The organism is Streptomyces sp. P3 (assembly GCF_003032475.1).
Lineage (GTDB): Bacteria > Actinomycetota > Actinomycetes > Streptomycetales > Streptomycetaceae > Streptomyces.
Window position 1 is genome coordinate 3,492,931 of record NZ_CP028369.1, and the last position, 15,575, is coordinate 3,508,505.

Genomic DNA, 15,575 nt, shown 5'->3' on the forward strand with positions numbered 1-15,575 from the left:
CCCGTTCGCGTAGATTGCCGGACAGGGCAGCCGCGGACCTACACAAGGGGCGAAGAACAAGGTGGCAGGGGCAAGGCAGGCCGTGGGCGAGGCCCGCAGGATCGTCGTCAAGGTCGGCTCCTCGTCGCTGACCACCGCCTCGGGCGGCCTCGACGCCGACCGGGTCGACGCGCTCGTCGACGTCCTCGCCAAGAGCCGCAGCGGGGGAGAGAAGGAGATCGTCCTCGTCTCCTCCGGTGCCATCGCCGCCGGGCTCGCCCCGCTGGGGCTGCGTCGCCGCCCCAAGGACCTCGCCCGACAGCAGGCCGCCGCCAGCGTCGGCCAGGGGCTGCTCGTCGCCCGCTACACCGCCTCGTTCGCCCGCTACGCCGTCCGTGTCGGACAAGTGCTTCTGACCAGCGACGACATGAGCCGCCGCGCCCACCACCGCAACGCCTCCCGCACTCTCGACAAGCTGCTCGCGATGGGCGCCTTCCCGATCGTCAACGAGAACGACACCGTCGCCACCGACGAGATCCGCTTCGGCGACAACGACCGGCTCGCGGCCCTCGTCGCCCACCTCGTCCACGCCGACCTGCTGGTCCTGCTGTCGGACGTCGACGGCGTCTACGACGGCGACCCCGGCACACCGGGCACCTCGCGGATCGCCGAGGTGCGCGGACCGGACGACCTCGCGCACGTGGAGATCGGCAGTGCCGGCAAGGCGGGCGTCGGCACCGGCGGCATGGTCACCAAGGTCGAGGCCGCCCGGATCGCGGCCGCCGCAGGCATCCCCGTGGTGCTCACCAGCGCCGTCCACGCGGCGGACGCCCTGAACGGCAAGGACACCGGCACCTACTTCCGTCCCACCGGCAAGCGCTCCGCCGACCGGCTGTTGTGGCTTCAGCACGCCTCCACCCCGCAGGGCTCCCTGACCCTGGACGACGGCGCGGTGCGCGCGGTCGTCGAGCGGCGCACGTCGCTCCTGCCGGCCGGGATCGCGTCCGTCGAGGGGGAGTTCAGCGCGGGCGACCCCGTCGAGCTCCGGGACACCCGGGGGCGGGCGGTCGCCCGCGGTCTCGTCAACTTCGACGCCAAGGAGATCCCCCAGCTGATCGGGCGGTCGACCCGGGACCTCGCCCGCGAACTGGGAGCCGAGTACGAGCGTGAGATCGTCCACCGGGACGACCTGGTGATCCTCCACCCGTAAACGCGCTCGAACGATCCGTACCGGTGGGGGACGTTCCGTGAAACCGCCCCGCGAAGGCGTGCGGCCTGCTCAACTTTGTCTCAGGGACACCGCCGCGGGAGACCGCGGCGAAACGCGGGACATCCGCACGAGCGCTGCGTAAAGGAGGCCGTCGTGAGACGAGTGCGCCCTGGGGTGGCAGCGACTCGTGGGAGTACCGGCGGCGCCGGATCGGCGGCGCCGCGCCCGCCCGGCGAGGAGCGCGCCCTGACCAGCGTGGCCGCCGGAGAGCGCTACCGGGCACAGCAGGTGGCCGAGTCGAAGGGCGGGCAGCCCGTGGAGGTCGCGCGGCTGTGGCACGTCACCCTCAGCGTCTCCGGAGAGGAGGCCCCGGTGCAGGAGGTCCGGCGAGCTCTGGAACAGCTCGCCCACGATCATCCGTTCCTCCTGACCAGCAGATACGCGGGCGATCACGCCGAGATCCGGTACTGGGAGGAGGCCCGCGACCTGCATGACGCGGCCGCCGTCGCCCTGCGCCTGTGGGGTGAGCACCGCCAGACGGCGGGCCTGCCGCCCTGGGAGATCGTCGGTCTCGAGGTCATCGACCGCCAGACGTACCACCAGCGCATCGCCGAGGGCTACAGCCCGGCCCCGGCGACGCCCGTGGGGGTCCACCCCTACTGACGCCGCTCGCCGCCACGGCCGGGGACGCTCCCCGGGGAATCTCGGGGTGTGGAACGAGCGGTGAACGGGCCGGTGCGGCGCACTACCCTTCCTTTATGACCACGCTCTCACCGTACGACTCCATGTCCCCGGTCACCCGGGCCGCCTACCGCGCCAAGGCTGCCGCCGCCGACCTCGCGCCGCTGCCGCGGGCCGCCAAGGACGACGCGCTGCTCGCCATCGCGGACGCACTGGAGGTCCGTACGAGCGAGATCGTCGAGGCCAACGCCAAGGACATCGCCAGGGCCCGCGAGGCCGGCACCAGCGAAGCGATCGTCGACCGGCTGACCCTCACCCCGGAGCGGGTCCGTGCCATCGCCTCCGACGTGCGGGACGTCGTCGCGCTGCCCGACCCGGTCGGCGAGGTCGTCCGCGGCTCCACCCTGCCCAACGGCATCGACCTGCGCCAGGTGCGCGTCCCGCTCGGCGTGGTCGGCATCATCTACGAAGCCCGTCCGAACGTCACCGTGGACGCCGCCGCGCTCTGCCTGAAGTCGGGCAACGCCGTCCTGCTGCGCGGCTCCTCCTCCGCCTACGAGTCGAACAGCGCCCTCGTCCGGGTGATCCGCGACGCCGTGGGCGGGGCCGGGCTGCCCGCCGACGCCGTGCAACTGGTGCCCGGCGAGGGCCGTGACAGCGTGCGCGAGCTGATGCGCGCCCGCGGACTCGTCGACGTCCTCATCCCGCGCGGCGGCGCCTCACTCATCCGGACCGTGGTCACGGAGTCCACCGTCCCGGTCATCGAGACCGGCACCGGCAACTGCCACGTCTACGTCGACGCCCACGCCGACCTCGACATGGCGATCGACATCCTGATCAACTCCAAGGCCCACCGGGTCAGCGTCTGCAACGCCGCCGAGACCCTCCTCGTCCACCAGGACATCGCCCCCACGTTCCTGCCCCGCGCCCTCGATGCCCTCGCGGAGGCCGGGGTGACCGTGCACGCCGACGAGCGCGTGCTGGCGTACGCCGAGGACTCCAAGGCGACCGTCGTCGAGGCGACCCCGGAGGACTGGGAGACCGAGTACCTCTCCTACGACATCGCCGCCGCCGTGGTCGACTCGCTGGACCGGGCCGTCGAGCACATCCGGTTGTGGACCTCCGGCCACACCGAGGCCATCGTCACCACGTCGCAGCAGGCGGCCCGGCGTTTCACCCAGCTGGTCGACTCCACCACGGTGGCCGTCAACGCCTCCACCCGCTTCACGGACGGGGGCCAGTTCGGCTTCGGCGCGGAAATCGGCATCTCCACCCAGAAGCTGCACGCCCGCGGTCCCATGGGCCTGCCGGAGCTGACCAGCACGAAGTACATCGTCACGGGAGACGGACACGTACGGCGCTGACCCCGGCGGTGGGAACGCCTCGAACGGCCGAGTGCGCCACCGCGCGGCGAACGTCGTGAAAGGCGTCTCATCCGGTCGTTGAATTTTCCGTCCGCCTGCCCAAATCGACCCCCCAGGTCTACTCTGGACACGTGCCGGAGGACGTGGGGGGTACGCCGTTCCCTGACGGCTGGGAGCCCGACGACGACCACGACCGCGGGGTGTCGGACGAAGAGTTCGCCTCCGTGGTCTTCGACGAGGCCTTCGTACGGGCGGCCGTGGTGCACGAGCCGACCGCCGTCGAACGCCTCCTTGCCGCCGCCGAGGCGAGAGCCGAGGCCTCGGAGGCCGAGGCCCGCAGAGCCCGCGCCCGGGGTGACCGCTTCGAGGACGTCTACGGTGCGGAAGATTTCGGCCATGATCCGGACCTCGAAGACCCGGACGACGCCGACCTGACCGATGCCTGGGAGCATCACTACGGTGCCCACGGGCCGTACGGCAGACAGGTCCGCTGGCACCGACCCGTGGCCTGGATGCTCGCCCTCGTCATGGGGGTCGGCATGGTCGCGCTGGCTTTCGCGGCGGTCTACCGGGGCACCTCCTCGGGCAGCCGTGACCAGGTGCCGTCGCCCGCCACGACCGGACTCGAACAGGGGAGCGTGCCACCGCCCTCCGTATCCGCCGACCAGTCCCGGCCACCTGTCTCGGCGGCGCCGCACACTCCCTGAACGCCTGTGCGACGCAAGGTCGTACGTGCCGTGCGCACGCGGGCGGGAAGCCGGTGAGCCCTTGTCAGAACTTGTCGTACAGCGGGGCGTTTACCCGAGGTCCGTGCGACCTACCCTGAAGGTATGGCCGGCCCTGGAGACCCACCGGAGGGGACACCCGAGGGCACTCCCGGAGGTGAGGACGAGTACCGATCCGTCGTCTTCGACGAATCGTTCATCCGGGCTGCCCGCATTCAGGAGTACTCCGCACACGAGCGCCTGACCGACCACGCCCCCGCCGTCCGCCGCCGCCCCGTGCGGCGACGCGGCGGTCTGTCCCGGCAGGCCCTGGCCCTGGTCCTGCTGATCGCCATTGCCTTCGGCACCGCCGTCTACATGGGCTTGCGCAACCCCTACCAGACCCAGACGGCCCGCCGCAGCACCGAACCGCTGCGGATGACCGTCATCCCGCTCTCCCCGCAGGGGGCGGTGCCCGGGGCGGCCGACCCCGGATCGCTCTTCGCGCACAGCCCCGCGGCGCAGTTCCGCATCGGCGCCGAGGGCGTCCCGCTGCCCGCCTCCCGGCGCACCGCGCACTTCTCCGACAGCCAGGTCGTGGCCTCGCTGACCACGGCCAAGGAGTACATCGTGCACTCCTCCCTCTATCCGGAGGTGCTCACCGGACAGCAGGTGCGACCCGTGCGGGCGCTGATCGACGCCGACCAGCTCGACCAGTTCGACGAGAGCTTCAGCCGTCCCACCGCCGACGGCCGGCACGCGCCGACCGGCTGGCTGGTCCGCTTCGACCCCGCCCTGGCCCAGCTGGCCGACCGCAAGGTCCGGGTCCAGGGCACCTTGCAGGCTGCGGAGACCGATTCCTCGACCCTCGAGGTCACCGCGGACCACACCCTCGTGTACGCGCTGCGACCCGCGGGCGCCGCCGCCGACGCCCCGGCCTCCCTGTTCACCGTCCGCCGTGAGCTGCAGTTCCGCTTCGACCGTGAGGACCTGCGCACCCACCAGCTCCAGCTGATCGTGTCCTACGTCCAGGCCGGGCCGCTCTCCTGCGCCGAGGACTCCACGAACCACCTGCGGCCACTGCTCGCCGGCCAGACCGCGAAGACGGGCGGCCCGGCCGGCACGGATCCCTATGCGACCGGCGGTGCGACGGCCCTGTGCGGGGCTCTGGCGACGAGCGCGCAGCCCAGGGTGTGAGGCCGCCCGGGGCGTGAGGCCGGGGCGGGGGAGCGGAGCTTCACTTGCCGCCGTGCGGAGGCGTGTCCTTCGGGCCCTGTGCCCCGCCCTCTCCGTCCGCCCGGCCCTCTCGGTCAGCCCCGCCCTCTCCGTCCGCCCCGTCCGAGCCGTTGCGCGGCCGGTCCTCCGCCGGAGTCGGGCCGGTGAAGCCGTCGAAACCGCGCCGGACGCGCCCGCCCAGGCCGCCCGCACCGCCCGCTATGTCGCTGACCAGCTTCATCAACGGGTCCTTGGAGCTCTTGACGCTCGTCGCGTAGTGGGCGGCGGACTCCCGGAAGGAGTCCGTGACCGAGGTGTCCTTGTCCTCGCTGCGCCGCGGGTAGTGGCCGTCCATGATCCGCTGGTGGTCGCGGGACTCCGCCCACTTCTTCAGCTCGGCCGCGCGCACGGTGGTGAAGGGGTGCGTGCGCGGCAGCACGTTGAGGATCTTCAGCACGGAGTCGCGCAGGTCGCCGCCGGACTCGTACTCCTCGGCCTGCTGCAGGAACGCGTCCACGTTCATCTCGTGCAGGTGGTTGCCGCCGGCGATCTTCATGAGACCCCGCATCGAGGCCTTCACGTCCTGGCCGACGAGGAGACCGGCGCGGTCGGCGGACAGCTCCGACTTGCGGAACCACTCGCGCAGCGCCGTCACGATCGCCATGATCGCGAGGTTGCCCAGCGGGATCCAGGCGACCCGGACCGCCAGGTTCGTCAGGAACAGCAGGATCGTGCGGTACACGGCGTGCCCGGACAGCGCGTGACCCACCTCGTGCCCGACGACCGCCCGCATCTCCTCCTCGTCGAGCAGCTCGACGAGGCCGGTGGTGACCACGATGACCGGCTCGTCCAGGCCGATGCACATGGCGTTGGGCTGCGGGTCCTGGTTGACGTACATCGGCGGGACCTTCTCCAGGTCCAGGATGTAACAGGCGTCCCGCAGCATGTCGTTGAGGTGCGCGAACTGCTGGTCGGAGACCCGCACGGAGTCGGACAGGAACAGCAGCCTGAGGCTGCGCTCCGGCAGCAGCCCGCTGAGCGCCTTGAACACCGTGTCGAAGCCGCTCAGCTTGCGCAGCGCCACCAGGGCGGAGCGGTCGGCGGGGTGCTCGTACGCACGCGAGGAGATCCCGGCGAAGCGCCTGCGCTGCCTGCTCGGCACGTTCTCGTGGCCGGCGCCGTCGTGCTTGTGGCCGTCGTCGGACATGTCTTCCCCCATGTGCGTCTGTGTGGCCCTTGTGCGTGACCCTTTACGGACCCTTGTGCGGCCCTTTGCGCCCCCGAAGCAGAGGCCAGCCTAGGCGGAGTTACCTTGGACGGGCACTACACCGAAGGAGTCCCGCCCCATGGAGCACCATCCCGCAGCCGCCTGGCTCTCCGAGGCCGTCGGCGCCGCCCAGCAGCAGGGGCCGGGGAATCTGCTCCGCGTCGTACTGATCGTGATGATCCTGGGCTGTGCGTTCACCGCGTGGTTCCTGTTGCGGGGATACAAGCGGAAAGACGACTGAGCCGACGGGAAGGTTCCCGATGGCGGAGTCGGCGTGATCCCCGCCGGGCCGCCCGTTTACGATGGGCCGACGTCTTTATCCCGCCCTCCCCCACTCTCGACCTCGCTCGAGCGGGGGGACCTCCATCGGATAGGTCCTGCCGAAGATGAGCCTTCACAGCGCCGCTGCCCAGTTGGTCACCCTCGCCGCCGAGGGCGAGGAGAAGGGCGGCAACCACCAGAGCCTCGACCCGTTGGTCACGGGCGGTGGCGCCTTCATCGTCCTGCTGCTCCTGCTGTGGATCACCACCCGCTTCAACCGCGACCGCTGAGCCCCGGTTGTTCGGCGACGGGCAGTCCGGCATAGCGGGGCGCTCCGGGCATCCGCCTGCCGGGGCCCCGCGACCGGGCCGGTAGGGGCCGGTAGGGTCTGCACGCATGGGAGAGCAGGACATGGCCACCGGCCCGTCGAACCCCGGCAGGCGCCGCCTCGGCGTCATGGGTGGAACGTTCGATCCGATCCACCATGGCCACCTCGTGGCGGCCAGTGAGGTCGCCGCACAGTTCCACCTGGACGAGGTCGTGTTCGTCCCCACGGGCCAGCCCTGGCAGAAGAGCCACCGCAGCGTCTCCCCGGCGGAGGACCGCTACCTGATGACGGTCATCGCGACCGCCGAGAACCCGCAGTTCTCGGTCAGCCGCATCGACATCGATCGCGGCGGCCCCACCTACACCGTGGACACACTGCGCGACCTGCGGGCTCTCAACCCCGAGTCCGACCTCTTCTTCATCACCGGCGCCGACGCCCTGGGCCAGATCCTGACCTGGCGGGACAGCGCCGAACTGTTCTCTCTCGCGCATTTCATCGGCGTCACCCGGCCGGGGCACAACCTCATGGATCCCGGCCTGCCCGAAGGCGGCGTCTCCCTCGTCGAGGTGCCCGCGCTCGCCATCTCCTCCACCGACTGCCGTGCGAGAGTCGCCAAGGGCGACCCCGTCTGGTACCTGGTGCCGGACGGTGTCGTGCGCTACATCGACAAGCGCGAGCTGTACCGCGGCGAGTGAGCCGAGAGGGGCACCGGTGAACGACCGACACGACGCCGACCGACACGACGCGGGGTACGGGGGCGACCAGTACGAACTCGTCGGCTACGACGAGTACGGCCAGCCCGTCTACCGGCAGGTCCCGCCCCAGCAGGCCGCACAGCAGTCCTACGACCCGTACGGGCAGCAGCAGTACCGGGCGCCGCAGGGCCAGCCCCAGGGCCACGGGCAGCAGGGGTACGGCTACGACCCGTACGCCACGGGCGGGCAGCAGACACCCGCCTACGACCCTTACGACACCGGCTCCCAGACGCCCGCCCCCGCCTACGACCCGTACGGCACCGCGACGCAGGCCCCCTACGACCCGTACGGGCAGACCGCCGCCGGGCAGCAGTACCGGGCCGAACAGCCACGCACCGCCGAGCGGACCGCCTACATTCCGCAACAGGCCGGCCCGGCCGGGTCACCCGTCGGGGCAGGCGCGGACGGCGACACCCGGCCCGTGCCCGGTGCAGGCACCGCCGACGCCGCGGACGACGCCCAGGACGGCGCAGGCGACGCCGGGCCGGAACAACGGGATTACCGCACCGAGCAGTTCGCGTTCGTGGAGGAGCCCGACGGTGACTCCGAGGACGTCATCGACTGGCTGAACTTCACCGAGAACCGCACCGAGCGCCGCGAGGAGGCCAAGCGACGCGCCCGCAGTCGACTCGTCGCCCTCGTCGTGGTCCTGGCGCTGGTCGCGGTCGGCGGAGTGGGCTACCTCTGGTATGCGGGGAAGCTGCCCGGTCTGTCGTCCTCCGGCTCCGGCTCCGGCACCGGCGGCACGACCGCGGCTGCCGCCCAGAAGCGTGACGTGGTCGTCGTCCACCTGCACGACACGGCCGCAGGCGGCACCTCCACGGCGCTGCTCGTCGACAACACCACGACCAAGCAGGCCACCACGGTCCTGCTGCCCAACTCCCTCGTGCTCCCGCAGGACGACGGCACCACGACCACCCTCGCCAAATCCGTCGACGACGACGGCTCCGACGGGACGCGCGGCGCGCTGGACACCGTGCTCGGTACCAGCATCCAGGGCACCTGGCGTCTCGACACCCCGTACCTGCAGAACCTCGTCGACCTCGTCGGCGGCATCGAGGTCGACACCGACACGGCCGTGCCCGGCCCGAACGCCAAGAAGGGTGAGGCCCCCCTCGTCGCCAAGGGTGAGAACCAGACCCTCAGCGGCAAGATGGCGGTCGCCTACGCCACCCACCGCGCCGAGGGCGAGGCCCAGAACGCCCAGCTGGAGCGGTTCGGCCAGGTCATGCAGGGCGTGCTGCGCAAGGTGTCCTCCGACGCGCAGGGTGCCACCGTCACCGTGCAGACCCTCGCGCAGATCCTCGACCCGTCCCTGACCGACAAGGATCTCGGCGCCTTCCTGGCCAAGCTCGCCGATCTCGCCAAGGGCGGTGACTACAAGACCGCCCTGCTGCCCGTCCAGGCCGACGGCACGCTCAGCGCCCAGGCCAGTGCGAGCGTCGTCAAGAACGTCCTCGGCGGGACCGCGAAGAGCCCCGACAAGGACGCGGCGGTCAGCGTCTTCGTCCAGAACGCCAGTGGCACCAGGGCCAACACCGAAGACGCGCGCGTGGTCCTCCTCAACGGCGGTTTCACCTTCGTGGAGGGCGGGGCCCCGTCCGGCACGAAGGCGGCCTCCCAGGTCCTGTACGGGGACGCCGCCGACAAGGGCAACGCCGTCGAGGTCGCCAAGACCCTGGGGCTGGACGCTGGCGCCGTGAAGAAGGGCGCCGTCTCCGGGAACGCCGACGTGGCGGTCGTCCTGGGCAAGGACTACAAGCGCTCCTCGACCGGATGACCCGACAGGAAGGACGCGCGGGAGGTCCGAGAGCGGCGGGCCTTCGCGGGCGACCGCTCGATCACGTGGGGTGCCGTAATCACGTGGGGTGCCGTCGGCGGTCCGTGAGACCCTTGAGGACAAGTGTCCGCCGACGGAAAGCCACGTAGTGACCGCCACCGACCGCTCCATCGATCTCATCAACACCGCCGCCCAGGCGGCAGCCGACAAGCTCGCGCACGACATCATCGCCTACGACGTCAGCGACGTGCTGTCGATCACGGACGCCTTCCTGCTGGCCTCCGCGCCCAACGACCGCCAGGTCAAGTCGATCGTCGACGAGATCGAGGAGCGCCTGCAGAAGGAGCTCGGCGTCAAGCCCGTGCGCCGTGAGGGCGACCGCGACGCCCGCTGGATCCTCCTCGACTACGTCGACATCGTCGTCCACGTCCAGCACAGCGAGGAGCGCGTCTTCTACGCCCTGGAGCGGCTGTGGAAGGACTGTCCCGAGCTGGCACTGCCCGCCGACGCCCTCGCGACCCGCGGCAAGGCCCAGGAGCACGCCAAACTGCAGGCCGAGGAGGACGAGACCGCCGGATTCGAGGAGCTGCGGTGACAGCTCCGGAGCAGACGACGACCCGTCGGCAACGCCGTGGCCGCCGGGTCATCCTCTGGCGGCACGGCCAGACCGCCTGGAACGTGGAGCGCCGCTTCCAGGGCACGACGGACGTCGAGCTGACCGAGACCGGTGTGGCCCAGGCCCGCCGCGCCGCCCGGCTGCTCGCCTCCCTCAAGCCCGACGCCATCGTCGCCTCGGACCTGTCGCGGGCCGCCCGTACGGCCGCCGAGCTCGCCACGCTCACCGGCCTCGAGGTCACCCACGACGAATCCCTGCGTGAGACGTACGCGGGTGCCTGGCAGGGGCTGACGCACGAGGAGATCATCGCCCGGCACGGTGCGGAGTACGCCGCATGGAAGCGCGGCGAGCCCGTGCGCCGCGGCGGCGGCGAACTGGAGACCGAGGTGGCCGACCGTGCCGCCCCGGTCGTCGTACGGCACGCCGAGAAGCTGCCCGAGGACGGGACGCTCGTCATCGTCAGCCACGGCGGCACCATCCGCACCACCATCGGCCGTCTTCTCGGTCTGGAGGCGCACAGCTGGGAGAGTCTCGGCGGCCTGTCCAACTGCTGCTGGTCCGTCCTCGGAGAGGGCGCCCGGGGCTGGCGTCTGCTCGAGCACAACGCCGGCACCCTGCCCGAGCCGGTACTCGGCGACGACGACTGAGCGACCGCTCGGGCCGGCGGGCCGCGGATTTCACTTTCCGGCAGGTCGCAGGCTAGAGTTCTTCTTGTTCGCACCGCCGAGCGGAGCGAGACACCATGCGGTTTCACCGCGTGGCACGAGGGGCTATAGCTCAGTTGGTAGAGCGCCTGCATGGCATGCAGGAGGTCAGGAGTTCAATTCTCCTTAGCTCCACGGATTGGCCGGTCGGTCAGTCGGTCGACACTCTGTCGAGTTGTCAAAGATCGAAGAGATCGGTCGATATCACTTCAGAAGGATCCCGCCCCTCAGGGGGCGGGATTTTTTGTCGTCCCGCCGTGTAGCAGAGCCGCGCGCCGCTCCGTGCCGTCATCGGGTGAGCAGACGACGATCCTGCACTCCGGCATCCCGTTGCTGACCTCGCACGTCCAGGGCGGCCTGGGTTTCAGCGCGTTGCGCGCCGGTCCCACCTTCGCGCCGACGACGTGGGTGCTCGCCGTGGTCGGACTGACCCGGCGCAGGTGGCCCGCCTCCTGGCAACGGGCCCTGATCCCGTCCGGGTTCGCGCTTCTCGCGTTGTCCGTGGTCGCGGTGGGGCTGCTATTCAGGGGCGGTGAGGACGGGGGCGCCTGGCTCTACGCGGCGTACGCCGGGGTGGGCGTCGGGCTCGCACTCGCCTTCGGCCCGAGCCGACCGGGGCGCCGACTGCCGTGCTGCCCGAGGACGCGGCGGACGTCGGCGGGCTGCCGGCCACGGTCACCCAGCTCGGGCAGCCGATCGATGTGGCCGTCTTCGGCACACTGTTCTTCAACCGCCTTGAGTCACTTGGGGCCCCGGGGGCGTATAGCTCTTCGGAAGCGCTTCTCACATGCATGTTCGCGCTCGCTACGACAGCTGCCCTGGGTGCCGTGTCCGGACTGGTACTGAGGCGTCGCTGACCGTATTGGTCCGGCCGTGGCAGAATCAAACGACCGGAGGGGGCGCGGCCCGACGGGAGGGAGTAGCGATGCCTGCGAGCATCCGCGGAGAGGTCGGTCGTCTCTCCGGAGCAGCGGTGGGACGGGGCAAGGCCACCCGTCTCGGTTGCCCCTCCTGCGGTTCGGCCCATGTGGCTCAGGTTCTCGGCGACAACGGAGGGGTTTCCTACGTGTGCACGGCCTGCGGCCACAGCTGGAGCTGATCGATGGGTGCACACAGGCGGAAATGCGACTGGTGCGGCAGCGGCACTCCGATCGTCCGTGACATGGAGCCGGTCAACCCCGACTACCAGTACTGGTGCGAGGAATGCGCGCGGGCGCTGATCATAAAGGGCGACCCGATCGAGACGTACCGCGAGCTGGAGGGGGAGCCGATCTACGGCCGGCTCCTCGAGGAGCACTGCACGCTCAAGCGGTTCTATTCGTTCGTCACCGCGTGACGTCGCACAAGGGTCGAAATCGGACGGGGCGGAAAGGATTTGGTGGTCCGCCGCCGGACCGGTAAAGTTGGCGTCGCCGCCGGGGAAACCGGGCGGCACGGTCAGGGTCGCGGTTCCGCCGCTTGGCCACGAGGGGCTATAGCTCAGTTGGTAGAGCGCCTGCATGGCATGCAGGAGGTCAGGAGTTCAATTCTCCTTAGCTCCACAGCAGATCCCGCCGGATCGGATGCGATCCGGCGGGATCTTTTTGCGTCCGGACACCTCGTCCCGGACGTGCCGCCAGGAACGACGGATCGGGGCCGCCTGCTCTCAGGCGGCCCCGATCCGTGTGCCGTCGGTGTGCCCCTCAGCGGCCGAGGGCGCGGCGGCCGCGCCCCTGGGAGAGGACCGGGAGGTTGCGTGCGGGCGCCTGCGCGCGCGTGTCCTCCTCGATGCGCAGGGCCAGCGCCGGACAGCGACGCACCGCGCGTAGAGCTTTTGCCTCGGCGTACTGCGGTACCTTCGCCTGCGCCACCGTCGGGAAGCCGTCGGCGCCGAGCTGGAAGACCTCGGGGAGGATGTCGGCGCACAGGCCGTGGCCGCGGCAGAGCGTCCAGTCGACGAAGATCTTCTGACGGCTCGAGCCGCTCTCCTCCGGCGCGTTGCCGCTCGTGATGCCCGCGGGGGCCATGCCCGCCTCGAAGAGCGGCAGAACGCCCTCCACGGGCCGTCCGCAGCCGTTGCCGAGGACGTGGGCCGCGAGGTCGTCGGTGAACGCCTTGATGGTCGACTCCAGGAACATCGCGGAGCCGTCCGGGTGCGAGCAGGCGCCGCGCCGCTTGACGTTCTTGGCGACCTGCTTGAGCGCCTCCAGGGCGGCCGGTCCGCCGCCGTTGATGATGTCCTCCATGCCGCGCGCGGCGGCCGGCAGGCCGAGGTAGCAGGGACCGCACTGTCCCGCGCTCTCGTCGGCCAGCCATTGGGCCACGCGCAGGGACTCGCCGAGCGGGCAGGTCTCCTGGCTGATCGGCAGGATCGCGCCCGCGCCGAGCGCCCCGCCCACCGCGTCGAGAGAGTTCCGGGAGACGACCGCCTCGTTGACGGTCGCCGCGTCGATCCACTTGCCGTGGTATCCGCCGGTCAGCACACCCTGGGGCACCGGCGGGGCGCCCGCGAGCTGGAGGACGTAGCGCAGCGGCACGCCGGTGGGGACCTCGATCACCATCGGGCGGGCGACCGCGCCGGAGACCGTCAGCATGACGGTGCCCGGCTCGTCGTACAGGCCGGTGTTGCCGTACCGCTCCGGGCCGATGCGGGCGGCGATGGCCAGCTGGGCGAACGTCTCCGCGTTGGAGAGGAGGGTGGGCGCGCCGCCGACGCCGTTCTGCGAGGCGCTGACCTTGCGGCCGGGCGGGATCGGCGGGCCGCCGTCGATGGAACGGATCAGCGACGCCGCGGCACCGGTGACCATGCGGATCGGGTTGCGCTGGACGAACGCCTTCAGAGCCGATCTGCGGCCGTTGCTGAGCCCGCGTTCGGAGAGCGCGGCTTCCATGGAGCGCTGAGTGGATTCGCGGGTGACCCCCACCACGAGCGTGCGGGCACCCAGCGCCTCCGCGACGAGCAGCGCGCCGTCCAGGATGAGGTGCGGGGCGCGGTTGATGAGCACCGTGTCCTTGCGGCAGGCCGGTTCGTCCTCGCTGCCGTTGACGACGACGACCGGCCGCACGCCGCGTTTGATCGCGGCCTCGGCGACCGAGCGCAGCTTCTTGTGGAAGGGGAAGCCCGCGCCGCCGCGGCCCTTCAGGTTGATGTTCTCGGAGAGCTTCGCGAGGGCCTCTCCGCCCAGGGGCTCCAGCGGCCCGTGCACCTTCAGATGCATGGGCAGGTCAAGTCTCTCGACAAGGTCGAAACCCGACGTGAGTTGAGGAAGACCGACCACGCGGACTTCTGGGACGTCGGGCAGGGCCTCGTTCACCTATAGCCTCCGGAAGGCGTGTTCCAAGGTTCGCCCGAACCCGGCGCGTCGTACGACGCGCCGGGCGATGGTTCGTTGGCGGGACCGCTGTTGTACGTGTCGTTCTGGTTGTACGTGCCGTACCCGGGGTTCGTCTCACCTGTGTCGTACACGTCACGTCCGCCGGGTCCCGGAGTGCCCGGATTGCCATAGACCGGGATGGTGAATCCCGTGTCCTGGAGCGGGTCGTAGACGGACTGGGGCGCCTCCCCGACCGGCGGCGGGGACGGGATCGGCCAGTTGCCCGAGGTGCTGCCGCCGTTGTCGACCCGAGGGATGGCCTCGGTGGCCTGCTGCAGGTCGAACGGCATGCCCATGCGAGCCGTCTGATCGGCGATGTAGGGCGGTTGCTGGCCGCGCGGCGGGGTGTTGACGGCGCGGTAGGCGGCCGCGAACCCGTTCGCCGGCTCCGGGGTGGCGGGCGTGTCGTACAGCGGAGACGCCGACGGCGGGGTCATCCGGGTGGAGCTCATCGTGTCCGTCAGCGGCGAGCGGCCGGAGCGGCCCTCGTACCCGGGCAGCGCCGACGAACCGGTCTCCGACACGCGCGCGCGTGACGCCTCGAGGCCGTCCAGGGCGGAGCGGTCCGACGCCCCCAGGAGCGTGGTGATCCGGTCGGCGACCTTGCGCTTGAACGGGCGCGGAGCGGCGCGCAGCGCGAGAGCGGCCATGACGCCGGCCAGGCAGAGCTCGTACGAGATCATGAAGAACGGCTTCGCCGCGCGCCCTGCGAACAGGCCGTGGATGAGGGCCGCGCACAGCGCCGGGTAGGCCAGCATGTGCATCGCGCGCCAGCGGGCGGCGACCTCGGCCGGCGCGGCGAACTGGTTGCGCAGCGCGCCGGTGATGCCCACGAAGATCATGAGCAGCGCTGCCAGGGAGCCGAGGCCGATGAGCCCGGCGCTGCCCTTGACGCCCAGGCTGAAGGGGATCAGCGCGGCGATCAGTACGGTGTGCTCCAGCGCCAGCTTGACGGTGATGTGCACCACGAGGAACGCGATGGAGCCGACGGCGGTCACGCGGTGGACGCCCTGCGCGAGGATCCGCTGACGTGTGTTGAGGATGAGCCGGTCCTGGGCGACGAGGCCCCAGATGACCGAGCAGGTGAGGCACACCAGCGACAGGACACCCGCACCGAAGTTGAGGAATGCCTGCAACTGGTCGCCGCCGACCAGCACGACCACAGGTATGAGGACCAGGACGACAGCCGTCGCCAACCCGTAGGCCGACCGGCCGGGCTTGGGGAGCGTGCTGTTACTGGAACGAGGGTTCATGGGGGCAACTCCGAGCAGTTTCGGGAAAGCGGTCCCGCTGCCGAACTCTAAGTGGCTCCATACCGATGGGTACGAGGTTTGAGTTATTGCGTTGTTATGAAACGA

15 protein-coding genes, 2 tRNA genes and 1 pseudogene are annotated in these 15,575 nt (G+C 70.8%); 15 read left to right on the forward strand and 3 right to left on the reverse strand.

The window, feature by feature from the left end:
• The first annotated feature begins 82 nt into the window (after positions 1–82).
• The 5 genes from proB to C6376_RS15635 all read left to right on the forward strand — a co-directional run bounded on the left by proB (position 83) and on the right by C6376_RS15635 (position 5,135).
• A complete protein-coding gene (gene proB, locus C6376_RS15615; RefSeq protein ID WP_107443975.1) occupies positions 83–1,189 on the forward strand; it encodes a glutamate 5-kinase in 1,107 nt (368 codons plus the stop codon).
• A gap of 153 nt (positions 1,190–1,342) precedes the next feature.
• Positions 1,343–1,852 (forward strand): hypothetical protein, encoded by a 510-nt coding sequence (locus C6376_RS15620; protein ID WP_107443976.1) that lies wholly within the window; start codon positions 1,343–1,345, stop codon positions 1,850–1,852.
• A gap of 95 nt (positions 1,853–1,947) precedes the next feature.
• Positions 1,948–3,234 carry a glutamate-5-semialdehyde dehydrogenase gene (locus C6376_RS15625; protein ID WP_107443977.1) on the forward strand — a complete coding sequence of 429 codons (1,287 nt, stop codon included), beginning with the start codon at positions 1,948–1,950 and terminating at the stop codon, positions 3,232–3,234.
• A 131-nt stretch (positions 3,235–3,365) separates the two neighbouring features.
• Positions 3,366–3,941 carry a hypothetical protein gene (locus tag C6376_RS15630; RefSeq protein WP_107443978.1) on the forward strand — a complete coding sequence of 192 codons (576 nt, stop codon included), beginning with the start codon at positions 3,366–3,368 and terminating at the stop codon, positions 3,939–3,941.
• Positions 3,942–4,064: 123 nt separating this feature from the next.
• Positions 4,065–5,135: a hypothetical protein gene (locus C6376_RS15635; RefSeq protein ID WP_107443979.1), complete on the forward strand. Its 1,071-nt coding sequence runs from the start codon at positions 4,065–4,067 to the stop codon at positions 5,133–5,135.
• Positions 5,136–5,175: 40 nt separating this feature from the next.
• Here the strand turns inward: C6376_RS15635 and C6376_RS15640 are convergent, their stop codons facing one another.
• On the reverse strand, positions 5,176–6,360 hold the full coding sequence (locus tag C6376_RS15640; protein ID WP_254076378.1) for a M48 family metallopeptidase: 1,185 nt from the start codon (positions 6,358–6,360) through the stop codon (positions 5,176–5,178).
• A 139-nt stretch (positions 6,361–6,499) separates the two neighbouring features.
• On the opposite strand from C6376_RS15640, the gene C6376_RS44445 reads away from it, so the two are divergent.
• The 10 genes and pseudogenes from C6376_RS44445 (at position 6,500) to C6376_RS15690 (ending at position 12,405) form a co-directional block, all read left to right on the forward strand.
• Positions 6,500–6,661, forward strand: a complete 162-nt coding sequence (locus C6376_RS44445; RefSeq protein WP_173985650.1) for a hypothetical protein — start codon at positions 6,500–6,502, stop codon at positions 6,659–6,661.
• 145 nt (positions 6,662–6,806) lie between these two features.
• A complete protein-coding gene (locus C6376_RS44450) occupies positions 6,807–6,971 on the forward strand; it encodes a hypothetical protein (protein ID WP_173985651.1) in 165 nt (54 codons plus the stop codon).
• Positions 6,972–7,077: 106 nt separating this feature from the next.
• A complete protein-coding gene (gene nadD, locus C6376_RS15645) occupies positions 7,078–7,704 on the forward strand; it encodes a nicotinate-nucleotide adenylyltransferase (RefSeq protein ID WP_107443980.1) in 627 nt (208 codons plus the stop codon).
• A gap of 16 nt (positions 7,705–7,720) precedes the next feature.
• Complete coding sequence (locus tag C6376_RS15650; RefSeq protein ID WP_107443981.1) at positions 7,721–9,544, forward strand: LCP family protein; 1,824 nt, start codon at positions 7,721–7,723, stop codon at positions 9,542–9,544.
• A 148-nt stretch (positions 9,545–9,692) separates the two neighbouring features.
• A complete protein-coding gene (gene rsfS, locus C6376_RS15655) occupies positions 9,693–10,139 on the forward strand; it encodes a ribosome silencing factor (RefSeq protein ID WP_107443982.1) in 447 nt (148 codons plus the stop codon).
• A complete protein-coding gene (locus tag C6376_RS15660) occupies positions 10,136–10,807 on the forward strand; it encodes a histidine phosphatase family protein (RefSeq protein ID WP_107443983.1) in 672 nt (223 codons plus the stop codon). Before rsfS ends, C6376_RS15660 begins: the two co-directional genes overlap by 4 nt.
• Positions 10,808–10,926: 119 nt before the next feature.
• Positions 10,927–10,999, forward strand: a tRNA-Ala gene (locus C6376_RS15665).
• Positions 11,000–11,197: 198 nt separating this feature from the next.
• Positions 11,198–11,721, forward strand: a pseudogene (locus C6376_RS45210) (MFS transporter); the annotation flags it as partial.
• A gap of 245 nt (positions 11,722–11,966) precedes the next feature.
• Positions 11,967–12,200 (forward strand): hypothetical protein, encoded by a 234-nt coding sequence (locus tag C6376_RS15685; RefSeq protein WP_003976229.1) that lies wholly within the window; start codon positions 11,967–11,969, stop codon positions 12,198–12,200.
• A gap of 132 nt (positions 12,201–12,332) precedes the next feature.
• Positions 12,333–12,405, forward strand: a tRNA-Ala gene (locus tag C6376_RS15690).
• Between the two features lie 141 nt (positions 12,406–12,546).
• Here C6376_RS15690 and C6376_RS15695 read toward each other — a convergent pair.
• Positions 12,547–14,157: an NADH-quinone oxidoreductase subunit NuoF family protein gene (locus C6376_RS15695; protein WP_107443985.1), complete on the reverse strand. Its 1,611-nt coding sequence runs from the start codon at positions 14,155–14,157 to the stop codon at positions 12,547–12,549.
• Positions 14,154–15,470: a ferric reductase-like transmembrane domain-containing protein gene (locus tag C6376_RS15700; RefSeq protein WP_173985652.1), complete on the reverse strand. Its 1,317-nt coding sequence runs from the start codon at positions 15,468–15,470 to the stop codon at positions 14,154–14,156. Before C6376_RS15700 ends, C6376_RS15695 begins: the two co-directional genes overlap by 4 nt.
• Positions 15,471–15,575: the final 105 nt, after the last annotated feature.